General features: G+C 70.3%; 23 protein-coding genes. 15 read left to right on the forward strand and 8 right to left on the reverse strand.

What is annotated here, in order from left to right:
- The first annotated feature begins 6 nt into the window (after positions 1-6).
- Entirely contained in the window at positions 7-2,427 is a 2,421-nt protein-coding gene (locus AB0L00_RS33600) for a ricin-type beta-trefoil lectin domain protein (protein ID WP_364441191.1), read from the forward strand.
- Between the two features lie 134 nt (positions 2,428-2,561).
- Positions 2,562-2,912 (forward strand): DUF3054 domain-containing protein, encoded by a 351-nt coding sequence (locus tag AB0L00_RS33605; protein ID WP_364441193.1) that lies wholly within the window; start codon positions 2,562-2,564, stop codon positions 2,910-2,912.
- 56 nt (positions 2,913-2,968) lie between these two features.
- Here the strand turns inward: AB0L00_RS33605 and AB0L00_RS33610 are convergent, their stop codons facing one another.
- Together AB0L00_RS33610 and AB0L00_RS33615 are read right to left on the reverse strand one after the other, a co-directional pair.
- The gene (locus tag AB0L00_RS33610) at positions 2,969-3,589 is read right to left on the reverse strand and encodes an L-threonylcarbamoyladenylate synthase (RefSeq protein WP_364441195.1); all 621 of its coding nucleotides are present in this window, start codon (positions 3,587-3,589) and stop codon (positions 2,969-2,971) included.
- A 188-nt stretch (positions 3,590-3,777) separates the two neighbouring features.
- Positions 3,778-4,455 carry a GntR family transcriptional regulator gene (locus AB0L00_RS33615; RefSeq protein ID WP_364441197.1) on the reverse strand — a complete coding sequence of 226 codons (678 nt, stop codon included), beginning with the start codon at positions 4,453-4,455 and terminating at the stop codon, positions 3,778-3,780.
- A 109-nt stretch (positions 4,456-4,564) separates the two neighbouring features.
- On the opposite strand from AB0L00_RS33615, the gene AB0L00_RS33620 reads away from it, so the two are divergent.
- The 10 genes from AB0L00_RS33620 to AB0L00_RS33665 all read left to right on the forward strand — a co-directional run bounded on the left by AB0L00_RS33620 (position 4,565) and on the right by AB0L00_RS33665 (position 15,492).
- The gene (locus AB0L00_RS33620; RefSeq protein ID WP_364441199.1) at positions 4,565-5,614 is read left to right on the forward strand and encodes a substrate-binding domain-containing protein; all 1,050 of its coding nucleotides are present in this window, start codon (positions 4,565-4,567) and stop codon (positions 5,612-5,614) included.
- A 77-nt stretch (positions 5,615-5,691) separates the two neighbouring features.
- The gene (locus AB0L00_RS33625; protein ID WP_364441201.1) at positions 5,692-6,777 is read left to right on the forward strand and encodes a mandelate racemase/muconate lactonizing enzyme family protein; all 1,086 of its coding nucleotides are present in this window, start codon (positions 5,692-5,694) and stop codon (positions 6,775-6,777) included.
- Entirely contained in the window at positions 6,777-7,880 is a 1,104-nt protein-coding gene (locus tag AB0L00_RS33630) for an ABC transporter permease (RefSeq protein WP_364441202.1), read from the forward strand. The genes AB0L00_RS33625 and AB0L00_RS33630 overlap by 1 nt, the downstream gene beginning before the upstream one ends.
- The gene (locus tag AB0L00_RS33635) at positions 7,877-8,866 is read left to right on the forward strand and encodes an ABC transporter permease (protein WP_364441204.1); all 990 of its coding nucleotides are present in this window, start codon (positions 7,877-7,879) and stop codon (positions 8,864-8,866) included. Before AB0L00_RS33630 ends, AB0L00_RS33635 begins: the two co-directional genes overlap by 4 nt.
- Complete coding sequence (locus AB0L00_RS33640) at positions 8,863-10,374, forward strand: sugar ABC transporter ATP-binding protein (RefSeq protein ID WP_364441206.1); 1,512 nt, start codon at positions 8,863-8,865, stop codon at positions 10,372-10,374. Before AB0L00_RS33635 ends, AB0L00_RS33640 begins: the two co-directional genes overlap by 4 nt.
- Positions 10,371-11,345, forward strand: coding sequence for an aldo/keto reductase (locus tag AB0L00_RS33645; protein ID WP_345360841.1), 975 nt, complete (start codon positions 10,371-10,373; stop codon positions 11,343-11,345). The genes AB0L00_RS33640 and AB0L00_RS33645 overlap by 4 nt, the downstream gene beginning before the upstream one ends.
- The gene (locus AB0L00_RS33650) at positions 11,342-12,175 is read left to right on the forward strand and encodes an amidohydrolase family protein (protein WP_364441208.1); all 834 of its coding nucleotides are present in this window, start codon (positions 11,342-11,344) and stop codon (positions 12,173-12,175) included. Before AB0L00_RS33645 ends, AB0L00_RS33650 begins: the two co-directional genes overlap by 4 nt.
- On the forward strand, positions 12,172-13,017 hold the full coding sequence (locus AB0L00_RS33655) for a fumarylacetoacetate hydrolase family protein (RefSeq protein ID WP_364441210.1): 846 nt from the start codon (positions 12,172-12,174) through the stop codon (positions 13,015-13,017). Before AB0L00_RS33650 ends, AB0L00_RS33655 begins: the two co-directional genes overlap by 4 nt.
- 49 nt (positions 13,018-13,066) lie before the next feature.
- Positions 13,067-14,731, forward strand: a complete 1,665-nt coding sequence (locus tag AB0L00_RS33660) for an aldehyde ferredoxin oxidoreductase N-terminal domain-containing protein (RefSeq protein ID WP_364441212.1) — start codon at positions 13,067-13,069, stop codon at positions 14,729-14,731.
- 14 nt (positions 14,732-14,745) lie between these two features.
- A complete protein-coding gene (locus tag AB0L00_RS33665; RefSeq protein ID WP_364441213.1) occupies positions 14,746-15,492 on the forward strand; it encodes an SDR family oxidoreductase in 747 nt (248 codons plus the stop codon).
- Positions 15,493-15,561: 69 nt separating this feature from the next.
- Here the strand turns inward: AB0L00_RS33665 and AB0L00_RS33670 are convergent, their stop codons facing one another.
- The 6 genes from AB0L00_RS33670 to AB0L00_RS33695 form a co-directional block, all read right to left on the reverse strand.
- Entirely contained in the window at positions 15,562-16,794 is a 1,233-nt protein-coding gene (locus AB0L00_RS33670; RefSeq protein WP_364441239.1) for an MFS transporter, read from the reverse strand.
- A 78-nt stretch (positions 16,795-16,872) separates the two neighbouring features.
- The gene (locus tag AB0L00_RS33675; RefSeq protein ID WP_364441214.1) at positions 16,873-17,910 is read right to left on the reverse strand and encodes a LysR family transcriptional regulator; all 1,038 of its coding nucleotides are present in this window, start codon (positions 17,908-17,910) and stop codon (positions 16,873-16,875) included.
- Positions 17,911-18,168: 258 nt separating this feature from the next.
- Positions 18,169-18,948: an SDR family oxidoreductase gene (locus AB0L00_RS33680; protein WP_364441216.1), complete on the reverse strand. Its 780-nt coding sequence runs from the start codon at positions 18,946-18,948 to the stop codon at positions 18,169-18,171.
- On the reverse strand, positions 18,945-19,706 hold the full coding sequence (locus tag AB0L00_RS33685) for an SDR family oxidoreductase (protein WP_364441217.1): 762 nt from the start codon (positions 19,704-19,706) through the stop codon (positions 18,945-18,947). The genes AB0L00_RS33680 and AB0L00_RS33685 overlap by 4 nt, the downstream gene beginning before the upstream one ends.
- The gene (locus tag AB0L00_RS33690; RefSeq protein WP_364441219.1) at positions 19,703-20,611 is read right to left on the reverse strand and encodes an SMP-30/gluconolactonase/LRE family protein; all 909 of its coding nucleotides are present in this window, start codon (positions 20,609-20,611) and stop codon (positions 19,703-19,705) included. Before AB0L00_RS33690 ends, AB0L00_RS33685 begins: the two co-directional genes overlap by 4 nt.
- Positions 20,587-22,116 (reverse strand): altronate dehydratase family protein, encoded by a 1,530-nt coding sequence (locus AB0L00_RS33695; RefSeq protein WP_364441220.1) that lies wholly within the window; start codon positions 22,114-22,116, stop codon positions 20,587-20,589. The genes AB0L00_RS33690 and AB0L00_RS33695 overlap by 25 nt, the downstream gene beginning before the upstream one ends.
- 460 nt (positions 22,117-22,576) lie before the next feature.
- Between AB0L00_RS33695 and AB0L00_RS33700 the strand changes: the two genes are divergently transcribed.
- The 3 genes from AB0L00_RS33700 (at position 22,577) to AB0L00_RS33710 (ending at position 26,964) form a co-directional block, all read left to right on the forward strand.
- Positions 22,577-24,067, forward strand: coding sequence for a ricin-type beta-trefoil lectin domain protein (locus AB0L00_RS33700; RefSeq protein ID WP_364441221.1), 1,491 nt, complete (start codon positions 22,577-22,579; stop codon positions 24,065-24,067).
- 378 nt (positions 24,068-24,445) lie between these two features.
- A complete protein-coding gene (locus AB0L00_RS33705; protein WP_364441223.1) occupies positions 24,446-25,945 on the forward strand; it encodes a sugar ABC transporter ATP-binding protein in 1,500 nt (499 codons plus the stop codon).
- A 35-nt stretch (positions 25,946-25,980) separates the two neighbouring features.
- Positions 25,981-26,964 carry an ABC transporter permease gene (locus tag AB0L00_RS33710; RefSeq protein WP_345360880.1) on the forward strand — a complete coding sequence of 328 codons (984 nt, stop codon included), beginning with the start codon at positions 25,981-25,983 and terminating at the stop codon, positions 26,962-26,964.
- The last annotated feature ends 3 nt before the right edge of the window (positions 26,965-26,967 follow it).

Raw genomic sequence — 26,967 nt, forward strand, 5'->3', positions numbered from 1 at the left:
ACCCTGATGTCAGGAACCAGCCGGTTGCTCCGGCGACTGAAAGTCTCGATCCTCGTGGTCGTCGGCGTCGTCCTGGCCGCGAGCGGCATCGTGAGCGCCGCGACGACGCCGGCCCGGGCGGCCACCTCGATCACGATCAACGGCACGTCGGGCGGCCGGACGTTCGACGGCGTCGGCGCGGTCAGCGGCGGCGGCGGCAACAGCCGCCTGCTGATCGACTATCCCGAGCCGCAGCGCGGTCAGATCCTCGACTACCTGTTCAAGCCCGGCTACGGCGCCTCCCTGCAGATCCTGAAGGTCGAGATCGGCGGTGACACCAACTCCACCAGCGGCGCCGAACCCAGTCACTCCCACTTCCGCGGCGACCTGAACTGCGACCGCGGCTACGAGTGGTGGATCATGGAGCAGGCCAAGGCGCGCAATCCCAACATCAAGCTCGTCGGGCTGGCCTGGGGCGCGCCGGGGTGGATCGGCAACGGCACGTTCCTGTCCACCGACATGATCAACTATCTGGTGTCCTGGCTGGGTTGCGCCAAACAGCACAACCTGTCGATCGACTACCTCACGGCCGCCCAGAACGAGAAGCTCTGGGACGTCAACTGGACGATCAACCTGCGCAACGCGCTGAACTCGGCCGGCTACTCGGGCGTCAAGCTCATCGTCGGTGACCAGTACCCGGGTGCCTGGGTCGGAGCCGACCAGGTCGCGAGCAACGCCACCTTCCGCGCCGACGTCGACGTGCTGAGCGGGCACTATCCATGCGGGTATCTGAGCGCGCAGAACTCGTGCTCGGTGCCGTCGAACTTCATCAGCTCCGGCAAGGTGCTGTGGTCGAGCGAGAACGGATCGCAGGACTACAACGGGGGCGCCGCGCCGCTGGCCCGGGGCATCAACCGGGCCTACATCGACGGGAAGATGACCGCCTACCTCAACTGGGACCTGATCGCCTCGGTCACGCCGAACATCCCGTGGCCGACCGTGGGCCTGATCCTGGCGAACCAGCCGTGGTCGGGCTCCTACTCCGTGGGCAAGGACACGTGGGCGCTGGCGCACACCACCCAGTTCACCGCCCCGGGATGGAAGTACCTCGACTCTTCCAGCGGCTATATCGGCGGCAACCGGAACAACGGCAGCTACGTATCGCTGAAGTCGACGAACAACACCGACTACAGCACGATCATCGAGACCATGGACGCGACCAGCGCCCAGACGCTCAACCTCAACGTCACCGGCGGCCTGTCCACCGGCCAGGTGCACGTGTGGGCGACCAACCTCAACTCCGGCAGCCCGGCCGACTACTTCGCGCACACCGCCGACATCACCCCGTCCGGCGGGAACTTCTCCCTGACCGTCCAGCCCGGCTACCTCTACACCGTCACGACCACGACGGGCCAGGGCAAGGGCACCGCCACCGGCCCGGCCCAGGGAGCGCTGAACCTGCCGTACGGCGACGACTTCGACTCCTACTCCGCCGGCCACGAGGCCAAGTACCTCATGGACATGCAGGGCGCGTTCGAGACGAGCACCTGCGGCGGCGGCCGTTCCGGAATGTGCGTACGCCAGGCCGGCACGCAGGCCGCGATCGGGTGGAAACCGATCTCCGACCCGTACGCACTGCTGGGCAACACCAACTGGAACAACTACACCGTCTCCTCCGACGTACTGCTGGAGAAGTCGGGGTACGCCGAGGTCATCGGCCGCGCCGGCGCGCAGAGCACAGGCGACCCGAACGGGCTGAACGCCTACTACCTGCGGGTCGGTGACACGGGCGCCTGGTCCATCCTGCGCTCCAACACCAGCGCGCAGTGGACCACGCTGCGCAGCGGCACCACCTCCGCGCTCGGCACGAACCGGTGGCACACCCTCGCCCTCGGCTTCTCCGGCGGCACCATCACCGCCATCGTCGACGGCACCGCGGTCGGCTCGGTGAGCGACTCCACCTACGGGACCGGCCAGATCGGCCTGGGGACCAGCCAGGGTGAGACCGCTCAGTTCGACAACCTCAAGATCACCCCCGGCTCGGGCGGCGGTACCGGCGGGACGACGTCCGCGCTGGTCAACGCGGCGTCCGGCCGGTGCCTGGACGTACCGAACGTCTCGCAGACCAACGGCACGCAGGTCGAGCTGTGGGACTGCAACGGCGGGACCAACCAGCAGTGGACGTCGACGTCGTCCAAGCGGCTGCAGGTGTACGGCTCCAAGTGCCTGGACGCCGAGGGCGCCGCCACCTCCGTGGGCACCCGGGCGATCATCTGGGACTGCAACGGCGGCGCGAACCAGCAGTGGAACCTGAACGCCGACGGCACGATCACCGGCGTGCAGTCCGGCCTGTGCCTGAGCCCGAACGGCTCCGGTACCGCGAACGGCACCCTGATGGTCCTCGGGACCTGTAACGGCGCAAGCAGCCAGAAGTGGACTCAGAACTGACCCTGTATCCGACATTCACCACGTTCACCTGGTGATCGCCCCGGCCGGACGCCTCCGCGCGTCCGGCTGGGGCCCTTCTGCGGCAACACCTGCCAGGGCCGGAGCGGCGATGCTCGGCCGATACGCTTGGGCGCATGCGTTCGGTACCTGCGGTGATCTTCGATCTGTGCTGTGTGATGGCGTTCGTGGTGATCGGGCGGGCCGGGCACAGCGAGGGCGAGACCATCGCCGGGATCGCGAACACGGCCTGGCCGTTCCTGGCGGGACTGCTGATCGGCTGGTCGGTGACGCGGGCCTGGCGGCGACCCGCGGCCCTCGCGGGCACCGGCGTCGGCGTGTGGCTGGTGACCGTCGCCGCGGGCATGGCCTTGCGGGTCCTCTCCGGTCAGGGGACGGCGGCCACCTTCATCCTCGTCTCGCTCGTCTTCCTCGGGCTGTTCATGCTCGGCTGGCGCGCCGTGGCCCATCGGCGGCACCCCGCATAACGCCGCCACCGAACGAACTCGTCCCGACCCGTCCTTCCGAGACGGCGACGGCCGCGTCATTCGAAGCGGGACGGGTCTCCGGCACCTCGGCGAAGGATCTCGGGCTCGTCCTGGGAGAAATCGATCACCGTCGTCGGTACGGCGCCGCACTCTCCGGAGTCGACGACGGCGTCCACCGCGTGATCGAGCCTTTCCTTGATGTCCCATCCCTGGGTCATGGCCTCGCTCTCCCCGGGCAGAAGCAGGGTGCTGGACAGGAGCGGTTCGCCGAGTTCGGTCAGCAAGGCCTGGGTGACGGTGTGATCCGGGATCCGGACACCGACGGTCTTCTTCTTGGGGTGCAGCAGCCGTCGCGGCACCTCTTTGGTCGCGGGCAGGATGAACGTGTAGCCGCCGGGGGTCGCCGCCTTGATCGAGCGGAACAGCGCGTTGCTGACCTGGACGAACTGGCCGAGTTGCGCGAAGTCCTTGCAGACCAGGGTGAAGTGATGGCCGCTGTCGAGGCGGCGGATCTCCCTGATCCGGTCGATGCCCTCCTTGTTGCCCAACTGGCATCCCAGCGCGAAGCACGAGTCAGTCGGGTAGACGATCAGTCCATCCGCGCGGAGGATGTCGACCACCTGACGGAGCGCCCGAGGTTGCGGGTTGTCCGGATGCACATCGAAGTACCTGGCCATCGAGCACAGCTTAGGGGGCGGACACTCAGGAGCGACCACCCGGGATCCCCTGCACTGGCCGCGAGCGCGTCCGCCGGCCACGGGCGCGCTGTCTCGACGAGGGTTCTCCGGCGAACACCGGTGCGCCTGGGCGACGACAAGGTTCGGGAGAACCGACGCCAGTCGACCGGCCCCCGGAAGGGCGTCGCTCAGTCGAACGCCACGAGGTGACGTTTGCGACCCTCGACCAGGTGGGCGCGCATGGCCGCCTCCGCCGCGTCCGGGTCGGCGGCCCGGATCGCGGCCGCGATGCGACGGTGCTCGTCGCCGGTCGCCCCGCTCTTCGCGTACGGGAAGTAGAGCCGGTGGAGGTGCAGGTGCGCGTGCAGTCGCGTGATGCCGTCGCGGAGCAGCGGATTGTCCGCGGCGCTCGCGACGAGGTCGTGGAAGCGCGCGTCGAGTGCGGTGAAGGTGGCGTAAGAGGCACGGTCGCCTGGAGCCGGACCGTCCAGCGGTGCCGCCTGCTCGGTTTCGGCGACGATCGCATCACGCGTCGCGTCATCGGCGCGTTCGGCGGCCCACCGCGCGGACGTGCCTTCGAGCACGAGCCGCATGTCGAACATGTCGATGAACTCCCGCTTGGACAGCAGCGGGCTCACCGTGTAACCGGCGAGCGCGCGTTTGCGGACCAGCCCGTCGGACTCCAGCCGGGCGAGTGCCTCCCGGACCGGCGTCGGTGAGACCTCCAGCTCGCGAGCCAGCGCATCGATGTTGACCCGGTCACCGGGAGCCAGCGTGTGCTCCATGACCAGCGTCTTGATCGCTTCGTAGACGTCGTCGCCCAGCGTCGAACGCCGTACCGGAGAGATCCGAGCGCGGCCGGTCATGCGGCCGAGTTTCCTACGAGCAGACCCTTGACCTGGTTCATGGTTGCTGAGTATACATCTACGAAACTTCCTATAGGATCCACGATCCCCCGATCAGGAGGGGTGTGTCATGTCACCCTTGGTTCGACTCGCGTCGATCGCCGCGACGTTCGCGCTGGCCGTCTCGGTGACCGGCTGCAGCAAGAAGAGCGACGCGACGGCGTCCTCGACGACGATGAAGCCGGCGCAGGTGAAGGTCGCGCTCGTTCCCGGTGGTTCGCACCCCTACTTCCAGCCGTGGAAGACGGCCGGCACCCGGGCCAAGGCCGACTTCGGTCTCGGCGACGTCACCTTCAACGAGAACTCCGGCTGGGACCAGACGAAACAGAACAACGTCCTCACGTCCCTGGCCGCGCAGGGGTACAACGCATTCGGGGTGTTCGGGGTCGCGCCGGAGAACATCAACACCACGTTCGGCAGCCTGAAGCGTCAGCGCTTCCACGTGGCCTCCCTCGGGTCGTGCCCGGCGGGCTCGGCCGACGACGCCGACTTCTGCCTCGCCACCGACGTGCAGCAGGCGGCGTACAAGGCCGCGCAGGCGGCGATCAACGCGATGGGCGGGAAGGGCAACCTGGTCCACCTGACCGGGAACAAGACCGATTCCAACACCCAGCGTCGTATGGCCGGCGTGCAGCAGGCCGTCACCGAGACCCACGGACAGGTCAAGCTCGTCGAGACGCGCACCGACATCGACACCGACCTGCAGACCGCGCAGAAGGCCGTCGCCGACCTGATCGCCGCGAAGGGCACGCAACTGAGCGGCATCGTCAACACCGCCTACAACCCCGCGGTCGCCTCCGCCGCCGCCGTGAAGCACGCCCATCTGCCGATCAAGGTCGTCGCGATCGACGACGATCCGACCGTGCTCGCCGACATTCGCGACGGCTCGGTCGCGGCGACCGTCGTCCAGAACCCCGTCGGTCAGGCCTACGTCGGTTCCTACGCCCTGATGAAGCTGTCCACCGGCTGCACGATGAGGCAGCCGGGTCTCACCATCGACTCGGGCTCGTTCGTGGTCGACAAGAAAAACGCCGGCAGCTACGACACCCAGCGTCAGGCCACCACGAAGACGCTGAAGTCCGACTTCGACGCCAAGTACCTGAATTGCCGCGCCAAGTAAGAACTGCTCCGCCACGTAAGTCCCGACGCTTCCGGGACGACCGTCCGTCGTTCCGCGAGCCAGTCCGAGGAGCCCTTTTGCCCCGCATCACCAGCGCCCAGGCGTACCTCGTCGACCTCGCCGTCGAACGGGTCCGCACCGACGCCGTCCAGTCATTCGCGAAGCAGGAGACGATCTTCGTAGACATCACCACCGACGACGGCGGGACCGGCACCGGGTACTCGTACACCATCGGCACCGGCGGCAAGGCGGTCCTCGCGCTGCTGCGCGACAGCATGCTCGGCCACCTCATCGGCGCCGATCCGCGCCGGGTCGAGGCGATCTGGCACGAGTTGTACGCCGCGAACCGCTCCACCACGGTCGGCGCCATCACCTCGCTCGCGCTCGCCGCCGTCGACACCGCGCTGTGGGACTGGCGGTGCCGCGACGCCGGCGCTCCGCTGTGGATCCTCGCCGGCGGCGCCAAGGACCGGATCCCGCTCTACGACACCGAGGGGGGCTGGCTCCACCTCAGCACCGACGAACTGGTCGCCGGGGCGAAGGCGAGCCAGGTGTCCGGCCTGCCCGGCGTGAAGATCAAGATCGGCCGGCCACCCGCCGAGGACGCGTACCGGCTGGCCGCCGTACGTGACGCGGTCGGCCCGGACTTCGACATCATGGTCGACGCGAACCAGTCGCAGACCGCCGCCGACGCGATCCGCCGCGCGCGGCTGCTGGAGCCGTACGACCCCTGCTGGTTCGAGGAGCCGCTGCCCGCCGACGACGTCTCCGGCCACGCCGCGCTCGCCGCCGCGACCAGCGTGCCGGTCGCGGTCGGTGAGTCGATGTACTCGATCAGCCAGTTCGCCGAATACCTCAAGCGCGGCGCCGCCGGCGTCGTCCAGGTCGACGTGGCGCGGGTCGGCGGCATCACGCCGTGGTTGAAGGTCGCGCACCTGGCCGAGGCGCACAACGTCGTGGTGTGCCCGCACTTCCTCATGGAGTTGCACATCAGCCTGTGCTGCGCGGTACCGAACAGCCGATACCTCGAACACATCCCCCAACTGCGGGCGATCACCCGACGGGAGATCCAGGTCCACGGCGGCGAGGCCCTCGCCCCGACGGCTCCCGGCCTCGGCATCGACTGGGACCGCGACGCGATCGACGATCGGAGAGTGCAGTGATGAATCGGCTCGGCCGCGCGGGCAACGCTCCCCCGCCATCGAGCGACGCGCAGGCCTCGGGCCCGGCGCCGGACCCGGCGCCGCCGGCCGGCGGCGTCGGCCGGATGCCGGTCTGGGCCAACCCCCGAATGGGCCTGCTGGCCGTGCTGGTGGTGCTGATCGTCCTGTTCACGTCGCTGCGACCGACCTTCTTGGACACCCGGCTCACACTCGTCCCCCTGCAGTCGGACGTCAGCGTCTACCTGGTCGTCGGGCTGTCGCAGCTCGCGGTGCTCTCGCTCGGTCACATGAACATGGCCGTTCCCCGAATCGCCGCGATCAGTACGTTCGCCGCCGGCCTGCTCTACGACAAGACCGGCGCGCCGCTGCCGCTCGACCTGCTGGCCGGGCTCGCCACCGGGGCCGCCCTCGGCGCGCTCGCCGGCCTGGTCATCGCGCGTACCGGCGTCAACTCGTTCGTCGTCACGCTCGCCATGGACTTCGCGCTCGTCGGCCTGGTGTCGCTGCTGTACTCGCACTTCACCCAGGGGGTCGCGTTCGCACGTCAGCCGGCCGGCATGGCGAGCCTCGGCGCCGACACGATGGCCGACTACTGCACCGGCGACGTGTGCGGACCTCCGATACCGCTGCTCGTCCCGTTCGCCGTGGTCGCCCTGCTGATCGTCGGACTCGTCTTCCGCTGGTCGAGGATCGGCCGGGAGATCCTGATGACCGGCTCGAACCAGAAGGCGGCGGAGCTGTCCGGCATCCCGGTCCAGGCCCGGATCATCCAGGCACATGCGCTGTCCGGAGCCCTCGCCGCGTTCGCCGGATTCCTGCTCGCCGCGGAGAACGGCGCGTTCTCCGCGAGCGTCGGCGGCCAGTTCCTGCTTCCGTCGTTCCTCGCGCCGGTGCTCGGGGGCACCTTGCTCGCCGGTGGCGCGGTCAGCGTGCTCGGCACACTGCTCGGCGCCGGCATCACCCAGGTCATCTACAAGGGGCTGAACCTGTTGCAGTTCCAGATCAATCAACTCCAGCTCTACATCGGCCTGGTGCTGCTGGCCGCGTTGTCACTGGACCGGGCCCGGCACGTGCTCGCCGAGCGGCGCGGGGTGCGGGCATGACCGCGGCCGTCGCCCCCTCGCGGGCGGGCGGAGGCGCGCGGCGGATCGTCCGAGCGCCGGAGTTCACGCTCGTCTGCCTCGCCGTCGCCGGATTCGTCGCGTTGAGCATCGCGACCCACGGCAACCTGCTCCAAGGCGGCACCCTCGGCGCGTTCTTCCGTTTCCTCGCGGTGCCGATCGTGATCGGCCTGTCGCAGATGGTCGTGCTCGCGATCGGCCAGATGAACCTCTCCGTCGGCGTACTGACCGGTTTCTGCGCGATGGCCGGCGCCTGGCTGATGATCGCGCAGGGCTGGCCGGCGCCGGTGGCGGTGGCCGCGTCGCTCCTGCTCGGAGCGGTCGTCGGCGCGGTCAACGGTCTCCTCGTGGTGTTGACCAGGATCAACGCGTTCATCGTCACGCTCGCGACGATGACCATCGTCGACGGCCTGCGCTACGGCGTCCACGGCCCGGACACGTTCCAGGGCTACTCTCCCGGCCTGGTCGATCTCGGCCGCGCCTCGGCGCTCGGGCTGCCGGTCATCTTCCTGGTCGCCGTCGTCGTCGCGGTCGCGGTCGGGCTGTTCTTCGCCCGTACGGTCGCCGGTCGCCATCTGCTCGCGAGCGGAGGCAACCCGTTCTCGGCCCGCCTGTCCGGTGTGTCCAACGACCGGTCGATCGTGCTCGCTCACACGATCTCGGGTCTGCTCGCCGGTGTCGCCGCCGTCCTGACGCTCGCGCTGTCCGGCTCGGTCAACGCCAGCGTCGGCGATGACCTGCTGCTGCGGAGTTTCGCGGCGCCGATCATCGGCGGCGTGGCGCTGGCCGGCGGCGTGGTGGCCGTCTTCGGCACGTGCCTGGCCTCGTTCCTGGTCCGCCTCGTGGACGTCACCCAGGCGCAGTTCAACATCGGCCAGAGCTGGGTCGACCTGATCGTCGGCGCGGTCGTGCTCGGCGCCGTCCTGGTCGGCGCTGTCCGCCAGAAGCTCACTCGGAGCAGGAAATGAAACTGTCGGCGCAGGGATTGGTCAAGGTCTTCCCGGGCGTACGCGCGCTCGACGGCGCCACGCTCGAGGTGCGGCCCGGCAGCGTGCACGCGCTGCTCGGCGAGAACGGCGCGGGCAAGAGCACGCTGGTGAAGATCCTCACCGGCGTGTACCGGCCGGACGACGGGCACATCTCGATCGACGGTGCCGACGTCGCGTTCACCGGCCCGCTCGACGCGCTCCGGGCCGGCATCGGCGTCGTGCACCAGGAACGCAACCTGGTGCCCGCGTTCACCGTCGCGGAGAACATCATGCTGCACCGGCTGCCGAACCGGCTCGGTCTGGTGCATCGGCGACAGATCCGTGCCGAGGCCCGCCGCTGCCTCGATCTGCTCGACCTCGACCTGGATCCGGACACGCCGGTCGGTGAGCTGTCGGTCGCGCAGGCGCAACTCGTCGAGATCGCGAAGGCGCTGTCGGTGGACAGCCGGCTACTGCTGCTCGACGAGCCGACCGCGTCGCTGACCGGCGACGAGGCCGACCGGCTCTACGCGATCGTCCGCACGCTGACCACCACGGGGCACTCCGTCGTCCTGGTCAGCCACAAGCTGGAAGAGGTGTTCGCGGTCGCGGACACGGTCACCGTGCTCCGCGACGGGCGCAGCGTCGCCGAGGCCCGGCCGCTGGCCGACTACACGCGGGACACGATCGTCGACCTGATGGTCGGGCGGGCCCACGCCGCGCTCACGCTCGGCACCCGGCGCGTCGCCCCGGACGCCACACCGGCGCTGGAGCTGCGCGGTGTCTCCACCGATCGCGGCCATCGGGACATCTCGCTGGCGGTCGCGCCGGGCGAGATCCTGGGGCTCTACGGGCTCGTCGGCGCCGGCCGTACCGAACTCGCGAAGGCGCTGCTCGGCCTGGACAGGATCACCTCCGGCGAGGTCCGGGTGAAGGGCGCGCCGGCGCGGATCCGAAGCGTCGGGGAGGCGCTCCGCCGGTATCGCGTCGGGTATGTCCCGGAGAACCGTAAGGAAGAGGGCCTGTTCCTGGAGCAGACCATCGCCCGCAACGTCGGCGTCACGGTCTGGCGCCGCCTGGCGAGACTCGGGCTCCTCCGGGATCGGGCCGAACGCGATCTCGTCGCGGAGTACGTCGACAAGCTCGGTATCCGTGCGGCCTCACCGCGCCAGCTCGCCGGCCGGCTCTCCGGCGGCAACCAGCAGAAGGTGAGCCTCGCCAAGTGGCTCGCCGCCGACTGCGACATCCTCGTCATCGACGAGCCGACGGTCGGCATCGACGTACGGACCAAGGCCGCGTTCCACGAGTTGATCGCCGGTCTCGCCGAGGAGGGCATGGCGATCCTGCTGATCTCCTCCGACCTGCCCGAAGTGGTCACACTCGCCGACCGGATCGCCGTCATCGGCGACTTCGCGCTCCGCGGTGAGCTGGTCAACGACCACGACTACGACCGCATGAGCCAGGCCGTCATCCGTCTCATCCACGCCACACCGAAGGCCGCCGCATGAATCCGTTCGAGACCGTCCCGATCGGCTCGACGGGCGTGACCGTCACCCGGCTCGGGCTGGGGCTCGCCCCGATCGGCGGCCTGTATCGATCGGTCGGCGATGACGTCGCCACCGCGACCATCGACCGGGCCTGGGCCCATGGCATCCGGTACTTCGACACCGCGCCGCTGTACGGCGCCGGCCGGTCCGAGCGTCGCGCCGGCGCGGCGCTGGCCCGCCGGGACCGGGAAGCGTTCACCCTGTCCACGAAGGTGGGCCGGGTGCTCGTGCGAGGCGGTGACCGTGACGGCATGTGGGCCGAGCCGACGCCCGAGACACCGCGCTTCGACTTCAGCGCCGCGGGAATCCGCCGTTCGTACGCCGACAGCCTCGCGCGCCTGGGCCTGGACCGGGTCGACATCCTGCACATCCACGACCCCGACGAGCACTACGCCGAGGCGATCGGCGCCGCACGACCGGCGCTCGTCGGCATGCGCGCCGAAGGGCTGGTCGGCGCCATCTCGGTGGGCATGAACCAGTCGGCGATGCTGACCGCGTTCGCGCGCACCGGCGACTTCGACTGCTTCCTGCTCGCCGGCCGGTACACGCTGCTGGACCAGTCCGGGCTCGGCGATCTCCTGCCCGAGTGCCGGGCGCGAGGCCTCTCGATCATCGCGGGTGGCGTATACAACTCCGGCATCCTGGCCGATCCGGTCGACGGCGCGACGTACGACTACCGGCCGGCGCCAGAGGCGCTGCTCGCCAAGGCGCGGGCGATCCGCGACATCTGCGATAGGCATGGCGTACCGCTGCGGGCGGCCGCGCTGCAGTTCCCGCTCGGCCATCCGAGCGTGGCCGGCGTCGTGGTCGGGATGCGTTCGCCCGCCGAGGTGGACGACGCGGTCGCGATGGCCTCGGTCGAGATCCCCGGGCGGCTGTGGCGTGAGCTGATCGGTGCCGGCCTGCTTCCGGAAGGGGTCCCCACGCCGTGATCATCGACGCGCATCACCATCTATGGACCGCCGACTACGCCTGGCTCGCGGATCCGTCACTGACCCCGATACGGCGCGACTACACGATCGACGACCTGCGGGTCCACCTTCGGGCGGCCGGTATCGACGCGACCGTGCTGGTCGAGGCGGGGCGCTGCGACGACGCGGAGACCCGCGAGTTCCTGTCGCTCGCGGCGAACACTCCGGAGATCGCGGCCGTGGTCGGCTGGGCGTCGCTGGAGGACCCCGTGCTCGCCGACACGCTAGCGGCGCACCGGGCCGGCGCCGGCGGCCGGTACCTGGCCGGGATCCGCGACCAGGTCCAGGGACACCCGGACGACTTCCTGGATCGACCCTCGGTCCGGACCGGTCTGCGAACGGTCGCCCGCGCGGGCCTGGTCAACGAGTTGGTGGTCCGGCCATCGCAACTGCCGGCGGTGATCCGCGCGGTCGACGCCGTCCCCGGCACGACCTTCGTGCTGGACCACCTCGGCAAGCCACGCGTCGCGGCGGGTCCGGACGGGCTGGCCGAATGGCGGACCCTCATCGCGCCGCTCGCCGAGCGGGAGCATGTGATCGTGAAACTGTCCGGGCTGGTCGCCGAGGCCGACTGGGCCACGTGGACGGTGGACGACCTGCGGCCGTTCGTGGAGACCGCGCTCGGCCTGTTCGGCCCGGACCGGCTGATGTTCGGCTCGGACTGGCCGGTCTGCGAGGTGGCGGCGAGCTACGAGCAGGTCGTGGACGCGATCGAGACCATCCTCGGCGGACGACCGGAGAACGTCTTCGCCACCACCGCGGCGCGCACCTACATGCTGGAGGGGAAATGAAGTACATGCGGGTGGGGCCGGCCGGCGCGGAACGCCCGGTCGTCTGCACCGGGGAGCGGTATCACGACCTGTCCGGTGTCACCGCCGACATCGACGGGGCGTTCCTGGCCGCCGGTGCCCTGGACGGCGCCGGCATCGCGGCCGAGACGCTACCCGAGATCGACATCACCGGGCTGCGGATCGGCGCGCCGATCGCGCGGCCGGGCGCGGTCCTGTGCATCGGCCAGAACTACGCGGCGCACGCGGCCGAGTCCGGCGCACCGCCGCCCGAGGTACCGATCCTGTTCTACAAGGCGCCGAACACCGTGGTGGGGCCGTACGACGATGTGCTGATCCCGCGCGGCTCGACGAAGACCGACTGGGAGGTCGAACTCGGCGTCGTCATCGGGCGCACCGCCCGCTACCTCGACTCTCCCGAGCACGCGCTCGAGCACGTCGCGGGGTACGTCACGTCGAACGACGTCAGCGAGCGCGACTTCCAGCTCGCGGTCTCCGGTGGGCAGTGGTCGAAGGGCAAGTCCTGCGAGACGTTCAACCCCCTCGGGCCGTGGCTGGTCACGCCGGACGAGGTCGGTGACCCGAACGGACTGCGGCTGCGCTCGTCGGTCAACGACGAGCCCCGGCAGGACTCCACGACCGCCGACATGATCTTCGACGTGGCGTACCTGGTCTGGAGCCTCTCGCAGTACACCGTGTTGGAGCCGGGAGACCTGATCAACACCGGGACACCGCAGGGCGTGGCCTTGTCCGGCCGCTTCCCGTACCTGCGTCACGGCGACACGGTGGTCGTGGAAATCGACGGACTCGGCGCCCAGCGCAGCGCCGTGAGGGACGCGCCATGAAGATCATCGCGGAGCGCCGGGCTCGGCGCCCGTTCCCGGGCGGCGGCGCATGGCGGTAGCGCATGTCGACCTCTCCGCGCGCACGGCCTGGACCGCGACGTCCGATCCGGCGGCACCCGCGTACGTGCGCGGTGGACCGCTCGAAGCGCTGGAGGGGCTGCTGGCCGCGCTGTCGGACGGCGGCGAGGACATCGATCCGGTCGACGCGCCCGTCGCGCTCGTCGCCGGACCGGTCGCCGGTGTCGCCGGGCCCGGACTGGCCCGGATCACCGCGATCGGTCTGTCGCCGCTGTCCGGCGGAATCGCCGATACGCGGGCGGAGGGGCCGTTCGCGGCCGGACTGCGCCGGGCCGGCCTGACCGGCATCGTGCTGCACGGCCGGGCGCCCGAGCCGGTGACGGCGCTCGTCCAGGACGGGACCGTCACCCTCGTCCCGGCCGGCGATCTGTGGGGGATGGAGACCGGCGCGGCGACCGACGCGTTGACCCGCCGCCACGGCGCGGACGCGGCGGTCGCGGTCATCGGCCCCGCGGGCGAGCACGGCGTCCGGTACGCGACGGTGGTCACGTGCCGCGACCATCCGCTCCCACGGCACGGGTTCGGTGCCCTGCTCGGCGGGAAGCGGGTCAAGGCCGTCGTCTGCGTCGGCAGGTCCGAACCGTACGTCGCCGATCCGGACGCGCTCACCCGGATCACGGCGGCGTACGCGGACGCCGTCCCGGAGAACACCCTGGCCGCCTGGCAGCGCGGCACACCCGGGTTCGCGGTCTGGCGGGGTGAGCCGGGGTACGCGAACGTCGCGAACTTCACCGGAACGCGTACCCCCGGCGGTGTCGACCCGACGGCCGCGCCGGCACTCGAACGGGTCGCCGCCTGTCCCGGCTGCCCGACCGACTGCGTCAAGGTCTACGCCGGGGCGGCGGTCCACCAGGAGTCACTGGCCGCGCTCGGCCCCGGCGCGGGCGGCCCGGATCCGTGGGCGCTCAACGCACGCTGCCTTCAGCTCGGCCTCGACCCGGTGTCGCTGGCCGGGACCCTCGCCGCCGCCGGCATCCCGTCCGACGCGATCCCGGACACCGTGGAACGCCTCGCCTACCGACGTGACGACACCGGGCTGGGCGACGGAGCCGCGCGGCTCCGTGCGACCGCGGACGCCCCGATGGTCGGCAAGGGAGTGGAGCTACCGCCGTTCGATCCCCGGGTGCAGCCCAATCTCGGCCTCGGGTTCGCCGTGGCGCCGGTCGGACCGCGCTACGACATCGTCGAGCACGATCTCGACTTCGACGCCGAGCGCGGGATGCCGGCCTGTTTCCCGGAGGCGCGCCGCGTCGGCGTCGAGGTGCCCCGGCCGCTCGGGCGCCTGGACCCCGCCGGCACCGCGGTCCTGATGCGCCTGTGGAGCGGCCTGGACGCACTGGGCGTCTGCCTGTTCGCCGCGACACCGACCCGGCCGCTCACACTGGGTGACGTCGAGGACCTCGTCGAGGCGGTCACCGGAGAACGCCCGGATGTGCTCGGACTCGGGGCGCGCCGCCTGTCGCTGCAGCGCCGCGTCAATCACCTGCGCGGCCTCGGCCCTGAGCACGACACGCTGCCCGAGCGTTTCTTCACCGAGCCGGTCCAGAGCGGCCCGTACGCGGGGGCCGTCCTCGACCGTGCCTCGTTCGACCGCGCGGTGGACGTCCTACGCGAGCAACTCGGTTTCCCCTCGTGAACGTGGAGAGTGAGATGACGGAATTCGACGGCCTGGTCGCGATCGTCACCGGTGGCGGATCGGGGATCGGCGCGGCCTGCGCGTCGGCGCTGCGTGCGGCGGGCGCCCGTGTCGGCGTCCTGGACCTCGACCCGCCGGCGTCGACCGACGGGATATGCGCGGTCCGGGCCGACGTCGCCGACGGCGCGTCGCTCGACGCCGCGGTGGAGGAGGTCGCCGGCGCGTTCGGCGGCATCGACATCCTGATCAACTGCGCCGGCGTCAGCGCCGTGGGCGACGTCACCGCGAACGACGACGCCGAGTGGGCGCGCGTCCTCGACATCAACGTCACCGGAGTCGCGCGGGCGTCCCGCGCGGCGCTGCCGTACCTGCGGCGCAGCCGACACGCCGCGATCGTCAACATCTCCTCGATCGCGGCGACGGCGGGACTGGTGCAACGCGCGCTGTACTCCGCGTCGAAGGGCGCGGTGCACGCGCTGACTCTGGCGATGGCGGCCGACCTGATCGATGCCGGGATCCGCGTCACCTGCGTCGCGCCCGGTACCGTCGACACCCCGTGGGTGGCCCGGTTGCTCGCGAAGGCCGACGATCCGTCCGCCGAGAAGGCCCGGCTGGCAGCGCGGCAACCGACCGGCCGCCTGGTGACGGCGGAGGAGGTCGCCGCCGCCGTGCTCCACCTCGCCGGCCCGTCCGCCGGGGCCACCACCGGGATGTCCCTGGCGGTCGACGGAGGCATGTCCGGGCTGCGGCTCCCCCGCTAGCGCCATGTCAGCCGACGACGCACCTCATCGGGGCACTACGCGAGGCATCCACGCCGGGTGCGACAAGTGTCACCGCAGGTCCGGCAGCTTCCGGCCGAACACGGTGATGACGAGCGCGATGACCACCTGGCCCGCCAGGAACAGGACGAAGGCTTCCCGCATGCCGAGCACGGCCGGCACGCTCAACGCCGTGAACAGGGTGCCCAGCATGGCCACGCCCAGCGCCAGCGACGTCTGCTGCGTGGTGACCAGGACACCGCTGCCCAACCCGGCGCGTTCGACCGGTACGGCGGACAGGACCACCCGGAAGAACGTGGTCGCGGCCGGCCCCTGGCCGAAACCGTTGATCAGCATTCTCGCCGTCAGTGCGAGGGCGCCCATGCGCGGCCAGGAGGCCAGGATCAGGCCGGTCAACACGGTGAGTCCGACCGCCTGGATCAGCGTGCCCAGCGGGGACACCCGTGCGCCGAACCGGGCAACGAACCAACTGGAGGACAGCGAACCGGCGAAGTACGCGGCCGTCATCGGGATCAACGCCAATGCCGAATCCAGCGCGTTGATCCGCAGATCGTCCTGCGTCGTGTCCGCGTACACGACCATGAACCCGCCGTACGCGGCGTAGAGCGGTACGGCGAGTGGGACTCCCGCGCGGATGCTGGGCATCCGCAGCATCGACGGCGGCAACAGCGGCACCTGCCCGACGCGCTCCGCCCGGCGTTCCACGAACACGAACGCGGCGCCGGCCACCGGCGAGATGGCCAGCAGCACCCACATCCACCACGGCCAACCGGCGGCCTGGCCTTCCATGAGCGGCAGCATCAGGGTCAGGAGGGCCACCCCGAAGATCGCCGTGCCCAGCCGGTCAATGCCCAGTGGGTTGGCCGACCGGGTCTCCGGCACCGTTCGCCTGGCCAGTACGAGCGTGATGATGCCGACGGGCACGTTGACCAGGAAGATCGGCCGCCAGGTGGTGCCGGCGATGTTCGCGGAGACGAGCGCGGCCGCCGCGCCCTGCGCTACGCGAGCGAGCACGAGGATGGTCGCGGTCGGCGCCAGCCCGCACGCCAGCGAGGCCACCGTGAACGCGGCCAGGCCGGCCAGGAACAGCCTCCGGCGGCCGAACATGTCGCCCAGTCGACCGCCGAGTACGAGGAGAACCGCGTAGGCGATGCCGTAGCCGGCGACGACGAGTTCCAGCGTCGTCGCCCCGGCGTGCAGCGTGGTGTCGATGGTGGGCAACACGACGTTGACGATGAAGAAGTCGATCACAGTCAGCGCCGCACCGGTCGGGACGGTGACCAGGCCGGCGGGGTCAGTTCGGCCGGACTGGCCGGCGTTGCACGGTCAGGCACGCTCGCGGCCACCGCTTTGAGACAGGCCCTAGTTCCTCGGGATCGGCTGTACGCCGGGCGGCAGCGGCGCCCGTCCCTGAGCGTCGAGGAACGCTTTGACGCCGGGAGCGTCCGCGCGCCGTCGCGTCCAGAACAGGGCGACCTCCCGGCAGGCGGCGGGAGAGTCGATGGTGCGGATGGCCAGCCCCTCGGTGCTGGTGGTCCGCAGTGCGAGGCGGTTGATGACGCCAATGCCGAAGGCCGAGCGGACCAACGCGACCAGGGTGGTCGGCTGGTCGGTCAGGTACACGATGTCGGCTCGCCCGGCGGCCTCGCCGAGCGTATGGCGCAGATCGAACCCGCCGCCGTCCTCCTCGCTGCCGGCCGGGTTGCCGATGAGCGGCCGCCCCAGGATGTCGTCGACGCTGACCGAGGCCTGCGCGGCGAGGGGGTCGTGCTCGCGCATCACGGCGACGATGTCCTCGCGCCAGATCGTGCGATGGCAGAGCGTCGTCTCGTGCATCTTCGGCAGTGGCGGCCGGAACGCGAGGTCGACGGTCCCGCTGACGACCATCTCCTCCAGGGTCGAGGCGTTCCCCTCGAACAGTTCGACCGTCATGCCGGGGTACTTCGACTTCAGCTCCTGCAGCACCGACGGAAGGTAGGTGGAGCTGACGCTCGGATAACTGCCGACGCTCACGTGCGCGACGAAGTTGTCGAGTGTGCTGCGTGCCGCGTCGACGCCGCGCTGCAACTCCAGCAGGGCGGTCATGGCATGCCCGCGGAACAGTTCGCCGGCCTCGGTCATGCAGATAGGACGGGCCTTGCGGTCGAAGAGCGTCACCCCGAGGGCGTGTTCGAGCGCGGCGATGTGGGCGCTGACCCGCGACTGCGACAGGTGCAGCACGAGGGTGGCCGCGCCGAACCCGCCCTTCTCGGCCACCGCGAGGAAGCTGCGCAACCAGGCGGTCTGCAGCGACATCGCGTCCCGGGGATCGCGCGGAGGCAGGTCGACCGCGTCGAGGTCGTCGCAGGGCGCCTCCGGCGTGGCGAGACCGCGCTCGGCGGAGAACGGCACGTCGCTCATCGATCCGTTGGTCCCTGCGCCATCGCGACCAGCGTCTTGGGTGCGTTCACGTAAGGTCCCCCTTCGCGGGTCTGCGCTGTCGGTCCGATGCCGGAGAGACCCGGTGGCTGCCATTAAATAACGAAAAGTCCGCCGGTCACGCCGCCTGAGGATGGCCCGGCCGGCACCGCCGGGATGCCCTCCGACCTGGTGAGGCGCCGACGGCCGCCTGCGCGCTGACGCCGCCTGCGCGCTCACGCCGCCTGACCGCCTGCGCGCTCACGCCGCCGTCATCCCTCCGTCGAGGACGAGAGCGGCCCCGTTGACGAACCGACCGTCCGGGCCCGCGACGAAGGCGACCATGGCCGCGATCTCCTCCGGCGTTCCCATTCGGCCGTCGAGCTGCCGTCCCGCCATCGCCTCGCGCGCGGCGACCGGGTCCGGCGCGTTCGCCAGGATCTTCCCGATCCATTCGGTCTCCACGGTGCCGGGGCAGATCGCCACGCAGCGGATTCCGTCGCGGGCGTGGTCCACGGCGATCGCACGGGTGAGTCCGACAAGCCCGGCCTTGGACGCGCAGTACGCCGCGCGGCGGGCCAGGCCGACCTGACCGCCCACTGAGGCGATGTTGACGATCACCCCGCTGCCGCGGTCGAGCATCAGCGGCAGTGTCGCCCGTGTGGTGAGGAAAGGCCCGGTGAGATTCACCGCCAGGACGCGGTTCCAGTCCTCGTCGCTCGTCTCCAGCACGGTCGCGGCCACACCGATGCCGGCGACGTTGACCAGCACCTGCGGGGCGCCGACCGTCACCGCGATCTCCCGGGTCACCGCGCCGACGTCCAGCGGGTCGCACAGGTCCACCGTGAAGGGGTGCGCCCGCCCACCGGTCTCCTGGATATGCGCATGCGTCCTGGCCAGCCCGGCGGCGTCCAGGTCCATCATCGCGACCTCATAGCCCTCCTGGGCTAGACGCACGGCGGTGGCGCGTCCGATGCCGGAGGCGGCCCCGGTCACCACGGCGACGGCGCTCATGCCGATTCGCTCGCTCCGCTCGCTCATGAGTACACCGTCCCGGGCAGCGAGCCGTCCATGGCGTACCCGCCGTCGACGTCGAGGCAGGCGCCGGTGGTGTAGAGCGCCTCCTCGGATGCGAGGTAGCAGATCGCCGACGCCACCCACTCCGGCGGCGCGATCTCCTGCAGCGGGATCTTCGCCTGCAAGGAACGGACGATCTCCGGCGTGTAGATGGGTTCGCTCATCTTGGTCCGGGTGGCGCCCGGGCGTACGCAGTTCACGGTGACGCCGTGGGGAGCCAGTTCGGAGGCCATCGTGCGGGTCATCGCCTCGAGCCCGCCCTTGGTCGCCGTGTAGGGCGCCGCGTTCGGCTCGGAGACCACGGCGTGGACCGAGGAGACGTTGACGATGCGGCCCGGCGTACCGCTCTCCACCATGACCCGGGCGGCGGCCTGGCTCAGGAAGAAGACGCCGGTCAGGTTCACCGCGACGACGCGGTCCCAGTCGGCCCGGGTGACCTTGAGGAACGGCGCGATGTGCAGGATCCCGGCGACGTTGGCCAGCACGTCGACCCGCTGGAACTCCTCCCGCAGGTACGCCTCCAGCCGCCGTCCCGCGTCCGGGTCGGCGACGTCCAGGTCGACCAGGTGCAAACGCCCCTCAGGCCGGCCCGGCCACGGCTCGACGTGCTTCAGGTCGACGGCGACGACCGTGGCACCCTCGTCCAGCAGCCGGATCGCCGTCGCCCGGCCGATGCCGGAGTCGGCGCCGGTGACCACGGCGACCTTCCCGCTGAATCTCATGATCTGACCTCTCGTGCTGGGTGAAAAAGGGCCGGCGGCCGTCCCGGAGTGTCGACGACGCGCTGCAGCACCGACCCCGACAGCGGCCACTCCGCCAACTGAGCCTCGGTGAGCCCGATCGACGCCGAGGTGATGTACATGGTGCGCAGGTCGGGGCCGCCGAAGACGACACTCGTCGGGCGCGGGACCGGCACCGGCAACCGCTCGGCCACGGTGCCGTCAGGGGTGAAGCGGGTCACGTGGGCGCCGTCCCAGAAGGCGCACCACACGTTACCGTTCGCGTCCACCCGCAGCCCGTCGGGAATGCCCGGGATCGACGACGTGTCGGCGAAGGCCTGACGGCCCGCGACCGCCCCGGACTCGACCTCGAAGGCGTACCGGTAGATCACGTCGGCACGAGAGTCCACGAAGTACATCCAGCGCCCGTCCGGCGACCAGTCGATGCCGTTGGAACAGTAGAAGCCCTGGTCGACCACGGTGTAGGCACCGCTGCCGTCCAGCCGGTAGAGCCGGCCCACGGCGCGGGTCTCCCCGTCCTCCAGCGAACCCGTCCAGAACCGGCCCGCCGGGTCGACCGATCCGTCGTTGAAACGGCAGGCCGGGCGATCCGCCTCAGGGTCGGCGAGGAAGGTCCGGCCGCCCGTACGGAGGTCGAGCAGATGCCAGCCGGTGCGCATACCGGCGACGAGGACCTGGGGATCTTCGGTGAGACCGAGGCAACCGACCTGTGCCCCGACCTCGATCCGCGTCGGCCGGTCGGCACCGGAGACCTGGGCGAAGACGACGCCGCCGACGATGTCCACCCAGTACAGAGTGCCGATCCGCGGGTCCCACAGCGGGCCTTCGCCGAGGGTGGCCCGGCCGTTCCAGAACACCGACGTCAAACCACGGCTCCCATCCGCCACGGCACGATCTCCTCGGTGCCGAATCCGAGCGCCTCGGACTTGCTCGGCGTACCCGATGCCATGTCCACCAGCGCCTCGAACAGCACGATTCCGTGGCGGATCTGCTCGTCACGCGACATCGCCGGGCCCGCGTCGAAGTCCATGTCGCCGCGCATGTGCTCGTACAACCGAGTCGTCGTGCTGATCTTGAGGCAGGGAGTGGGGCGCGACCCGAAGACCGAACCCCGTCCGGTCGTGAACGCCAGCAGGTTGGCCCCGCCCGCGACCATGCCGGTCGCCGAGACCGGGTCGTATCCGGGAGTGTCCATGAAGGTCAGACCCGGAGCGGTGACCGGTTCGGCGTACGCGACGACGTCGTTGAGCGGGCTCGTACCGCCCTTGAGGACCGCGCCGAGCGACTTCTCCCAGATGGTGGTGATGCCGCCGGCTCGATTGCCCGTGGACGGGTTGTTGTCCAGCTCCGCGTCGTTGCGCGCCGTGTACGCCTGCCACCAGGCGATCAGCTCGTCGATCCGGCGGCCGACCGCGGGTGTCGCGGCCCGGTCGCGCAGCAGGTGCTCGGCGCCGTAGATCTCGGGGGTCTCACCGAGGATGACCCGGCCACCGGCGGCGACCAGCAGGTCGGCCGCCACTCCGAGGGTCGGGTTGGCGGTCAGGCCCGAGTACGCGTCGCTCCCCCCGCACTGCAGCCCCAACGTCAGCTCCGCGACCGGGATGGGCTCACGCTCCAAGCCCCCGATGTGCGAAGCCATCGCCGCGATGCGGTCCAGCGCGGCGTTGACGGTGGCGGCCGTCCCGCCCAGGTCCTGGATGGCGAGCGTCTCGACGGCGGGGACATCGCCGAAGACGTTCTCCGGCTGGTTGACCTCGCAGCCCAGGCTGACCATCAGGACCCCGGCGACGTTCGCGTGCCCGGCGTAGCCACGCAGGGTACGGCGCAGGATGTCGTCGCCGGCGGTGCCCTCGGCCATGCCGCAGCCCAGATCGTGGGTGAGGGCGATGACCCCGTCCACGCTCGGCGCCGTGAGGCGGGCATTGGCGGTCTGCGCGATCATGCGGCTGACCGTCGCCGAGCAGTTGACGGTCGGAAGCACGGCGATGTGGTTGCGGGTCGCGGCCCGACCGTCGGGTCGGCGGTAGCCCAGGAAATGCTCGCGCGTCGGGGCGGCCGGCGGAGTCCACACCGACGGCCCGGCGGGAACCGTGGCGGCACCGACGCTGTGCGGCCCGACGCCGAGGTTGTGCAGGTGCACATGGGCGCCGGGCGGGATGTCCCGCCGCGCGACGCCGATCACCTCACCGTACTTGTGCACGGGCGCACCGTCGGCGATGGCCCGTACGGCGACCTTGTGCCCCGCCGGAATGTCGTCGATCGCGGCGACCACCCCGCCCGCGACCTGGATGAGCGTTCCGCGCCTGACGTCGCTACGGACGAGGCCGACGTCGTCCGCTCCGTCCCGCGGGACCAGCGGCACGACGACCTCGGCCGGCTTCGATCCGGTCATGCAGGATCCAACCGGACCGCCGTGATTCCGCCGTGGTACTCACTCACTCATTCGCTCCGTTCAGCGAGTGCAGACGCCAGGAGAACATTTCGGAGCGGCCGCCCTGGAATCGCGCAAGGCCGGCCGCGAAGGCCTGAGGTGACATCGCCATACCGCCGAACATAGAACGGCCGACACCGCATGAGGAAACGCGAGTAACGGGACGAGGCCATCCGAAATTCGGATCGCCCCAGGTCGGCGGCACCGGCGAAGGCCCATCGCCCCTGGGGCCACACCGTTCCTCAGGTGTCCGCCGTCGACGCCGCATGCCATTCGCGAGACGGATCGGGGCGTTCTGAAATACGCGATCGACGCGTCCAAGAGGCGTCGTTACGTTCATTTCCAACTGGTTAACGGCGCGTTACTCACCGAGTCGATCCCCCGTACGGCCGTTGTCGCGCGCCAAGCCGGAGAGGAAACCATGCCACACCCTCACCCCGCCGCACCCGCCGGTACCCGCCTCAACCGCCGCCTGCTGGCCTGGATGCTGGCCGCGCTGACCGTACTGGCCATGGCGCCGCTCATGACCGTGTCCGGGGCGTCACCGGCCGCCGCCGACACCGGTCTCGACCCCGGCCAGTTCCACGGCGTGCACTGGTCCCGCCTTGGAGACAACTTCACCGCCGACAGACTCGTGCTGCAGGGGCTGTCTCCGGACGACGACTACAACTCCGCCAGGAGCAAGGCCGACGCGATGTTCGCCGCGTTCCAGAGCTCCCTGGGCGCCAACACCGTCCGGCTGCCGATCAACCCCGCCACCGCACGCTGGGACACGTACTACGGCGTCATCGACGCCGCGACCGCCAGAGGCTTCAGGGTCATCCTGTGCTACTGGTCGGAGGACGGCAGCAACAAGATCACGGACAGTTACCTGCCCACCTGGAACCAGATGTGGGACACGGTCATCGCCAAGTACCTGTCCAACCCCCTGGTCTACTTCGACCCGATGAACGAGCCCGTCGGTTTCACCACCGCCCAGTGGCTCGGCTTCGCCGCCAACTGGATCACCCGCGAGAGCTCGGCCGGCCTACCCAGGAACCGAATGTTCATCGAGGGCGCCCAAGCGGACGCCGGCGGCTGGGGATCCGACCTCAGGCCCCTGTGCAGCGACTCCCGCTTCAACGGCACCTACCTCGCCATGCACCGCTATGGCTTTCCCTATGGCTCGCGGACCTACGACGACTGGGTCAACGACATCAAGACCTACATGGGCAACTGCGCCTCACGCACCGTCATGGAGGAGTTCGGCGCGGACGCGGACACCGGCAACGACTACGACGCGCCCCCGACCAGCACGAGCGACAAGGAGATCGCATACCTGCGTGCCATCACGGATGTCATCCATGACTACCACCTGGGCGCGATCTGGTGCCATGGCATCGGCGGCCGGACCACCAGCCCGGACCACGACACGCTGAACATCGTGCGGCTCTACAGCGGGTTGTACGGCGGTAACACCAACCTGCCACTGTGGACCCCGAACCCCACGGCCGTCGACCGTCTCGAGTACGCCTGGGGCGGGTCCGGCTCGGGCGCGAGCCGACTGCGAAACGTCTACTACAACGCATGCCTCGACGTCCCCAACGCGTCCCACGCCAACGACGTCCAGCTTCAGGTCTGGAGCTGCGGGAACGGCGACGACCAGCGATGGACCAGGCAGTCCAACAACGAGATCAGCGTCTACAACGGGACGAAATGCCTGGACGCCCAAGGCTTCGGCAAGACCAACGGCACCCATGTCATCATCCATGACTGCCTGGGCAACTCCAACCAGCAGTGGTACTCCTTCTCCGACGGGACGATCCGCGGAGTCGACTCCCACCTCTGCCTGGACGCCGACCTGTACAGCGCCCAGAACGTCCAGCTCTGGTCGTGCGGGAACGGCACCAACCAGAAATGGCAGAGCCTCTGACGAGGGTCCTTCCGGACACGCGTGGGCCGGTCGCGGGCAACGGTGACCGCGACCGGCCCACGCATTGCCGATCTTCGGGCCGGGTCCGTTGGGAGCACGGCGAAATCGGTGCGGCGATGGCGAGAGCTCGATTCGAATATCGGATTGTCACCTGCCGGAATACGCGCTTCACACCCGCAATCTCGGGACCTAACGTCTACCGCACCTGACAGGCGGATACATCGCGTCGGGAGCGAGGCAGGACGCAGCGCCAGGGGCCGGCCCGACCGGCGGCTGCGAGAGCGTGACGGCCGACGGGCCGCGAGCTCACCACCGTATATGTGACCGGGACTTCAATGGAGGGATCATGTCTGAGCACCGCGGATGGAGCCACCGGCGGTGAGTCCGGCGCCCGCGATCGCAGTCGGCAACGTGTCGAAGTCATTCGGCGGTGTCGCAGCCGTGAAGGACGTCTCGTTCACCGTCTCGAGCGGCGAGGTCGTCGCGCTGGCCGGGGAGAACGGCGCTGGCAAGTCCACCATCAAGAACATCATCGGCGGGACCCTGCGACCCGACTCCGGCCACGTCGACCTCGGCGGCGCGATCGCCACCGCAGACGTGAAGGGGGTAAGGCATTCCGGCGTGGCGACCGTGCACCAGGAGACCAGCCTGTTCCCGGACCTCACGGTCGCCGAGAACATCCTGATCGGCCACCTCGGGTCCCGCGCCATGATGGTCCGGCCCGGACGCCTGCGGCGCACCGCCGCGCCCATTCTCCAGCGTGTCGGCGCCGGCTTCGGCCCGGAGGCGATCGTGCGCGATCTGTCCGCCGGGCAGCGTCAGCTGGTCGAGATCGCCAAGGCACTGGCGGCCGAGCCGCGTGCCATCGTGTTCGACGAGCCGACCGCTTCGCTGAATCTCGCCGAGCGTGAACTGATCATGCGGATCGTCGACCAGCTGCGCGGCGATGGGGTCGCCGTCCTGTACATCACGCACTACCTCGAAGAGATCACCAGACTCAGCCAGCGCGTCGTGGTCATGCGGGACGGGCGCGTCGTGGCGGACCGGCCGACGAGCGAGCTCGACCGCGCCACGCTCGAGTCCCTCATGGTGGGGCGCGAACTCGCGCAGGGCTACCCGGCCCTCCCCCAGCCCCGGCCTGAGATCACGCTGTCGGTGCGCGGGCTGAGCGACGACGCCCGCGTCAGCGACATCTCGTTCGACGTCGCTCGAGGGGAGATCTTCGGGCTGGCCGGGCTGATGGGTTCGGGGCGCACCGAGGTCGCCCGAGCGGTATTCGGGCTCGCCGGCAGGACCGGGCGGATCGAGCTGGACGGACGGCGGCTGCGGCGCGGTGACGTACGCGCCTCCATCGGAGCGGGAATCGCGTTCGTCACAGAGGATCGCCGGCACGAGGGGCTGTTCCTCGAGCGGCCGATTCGCGAAAGCCTGTCCATCGTCGATCTCGACTCGGTATGCCGCTCCCGCCTGATCGGCCGGCTCGACAACCGCGCCGAACGCCGTCTCACCGAGGAACTCGCCGACAAGGTGCGCCTGGTAGCCCGCGGCGGCTTGAACGCGGGCGGCGGCTCGCTGAGCGGCGGCAACCAGCAGAAGGTGGTGCTCGGCAAGTGGCTGAGCAGGCAGCCCCGCCTGATCATCCTCGATGAACCCACCCGGGGCATCGACGTGGGCGCCAAGGCGGAGATCTACCGGCTTCTCGTCGACCTGGCCGAGGCCGGCTCGTCGATCCTGCTCATCAGCTCGGAGATGGAGGAGGTGCTCGGGCTGAGCCATCGCGTCGGCGTCATGCACGACGGCCGGCTGGCGGGCGTCCTCGACCGGTCGCAGGCGACGCAGGAGGCCGTCATCCGCCTCGCCACGGGCGGTGCCCGATGAAGCCGCCGGCAAGGGCGTACGGCCGGCTTCGCGCAGTGGTGCGACGGCAGCCCCTGCTGCCGGTCCTGGTGGTCCTGCTGATCGTTCTGGCGGGTCGCTACGACGGATTCGCCACGACGGCGAACTTCCGCAACATCGCCGTCCAGGCGAGCCCTTTGATCATCGCCGCGGTCGGCGCGACGTACGTGATCATCACCTCGGGGATCGACCTCTCCGTCGGCTCCGTGCTCTTCCTGGCGGCTGCGATCGAGTCCAGCCACGCGCTGATCGGCGAGCCGGCCGGCATCGTGTTCGTCGCCATCGGCGCGGCGGGGCTGACCATGGGCCTGCTCAACGGCGCGGCGGTCGCGCTGACCCGCGTGCCGGCGCTCATCGTCACGCTCGCCACGATGCAGGTGTACCGCGGCCTGGGTGGTCATATCACCCGCCAGCAGGACATCAACCTTCCCGCGCACCTACGCGGCATCGGCACCGGGACCCTGCTCGGCGTGCCCGCGCCGGTCCTGCTCGCGGCGCTGGCGGCACTCGGCGGCGGCCTGGTGTTCAGCCGGACCACGTTCGGCAGATACGTCCAGGCGGTGGGTTCCAACCGCGGTGCCGCCCTGAACGCCGGCATCCCCGTCAGGACGGTGACCGCCGGGGTCTACGTACTGGCCGGGCTGCTGGCCGCCGTCGCCTCCCTCGCGCAGACCGCCCGTCTCGGCGCCGTCCAGCCCTCCATCGGCCAGGGCTATGAGCTGACGGTCATCACGGCCGTGGTGCTCGGCGGTACCAGCCTGTTCGGCGGACGGGGAAGCATCACCGGGACCGTGCTCGGCGCCCTCGTGCTCACGACCGCCCAGACCGGCCTGGTCTTCTCCGGGGCCTCGCCGTACGTCTTCGACATCGTCCGCGGCGGTGTCCTGCTCGTCGCCGTCATCGCCGCGGCGGCGCGGTGGCGGAATCTCGCTCAGACCATGCGACCGACCGGCCGCTCCTCGACGCCCTCGGACGAGGGCCGGACGGTGTCGACGGCCTGAGCC

This window comes from Actinoallomurus sp. NPDC052308 (genome assembly GCF_040679195.1).
Lineage (GTDB): Bacteria > Actinomycetota > Actinomycetes > Streptosporangiales > Streptosporangiaceae > Actinoallomurus > Actinoallomurus liliacearum.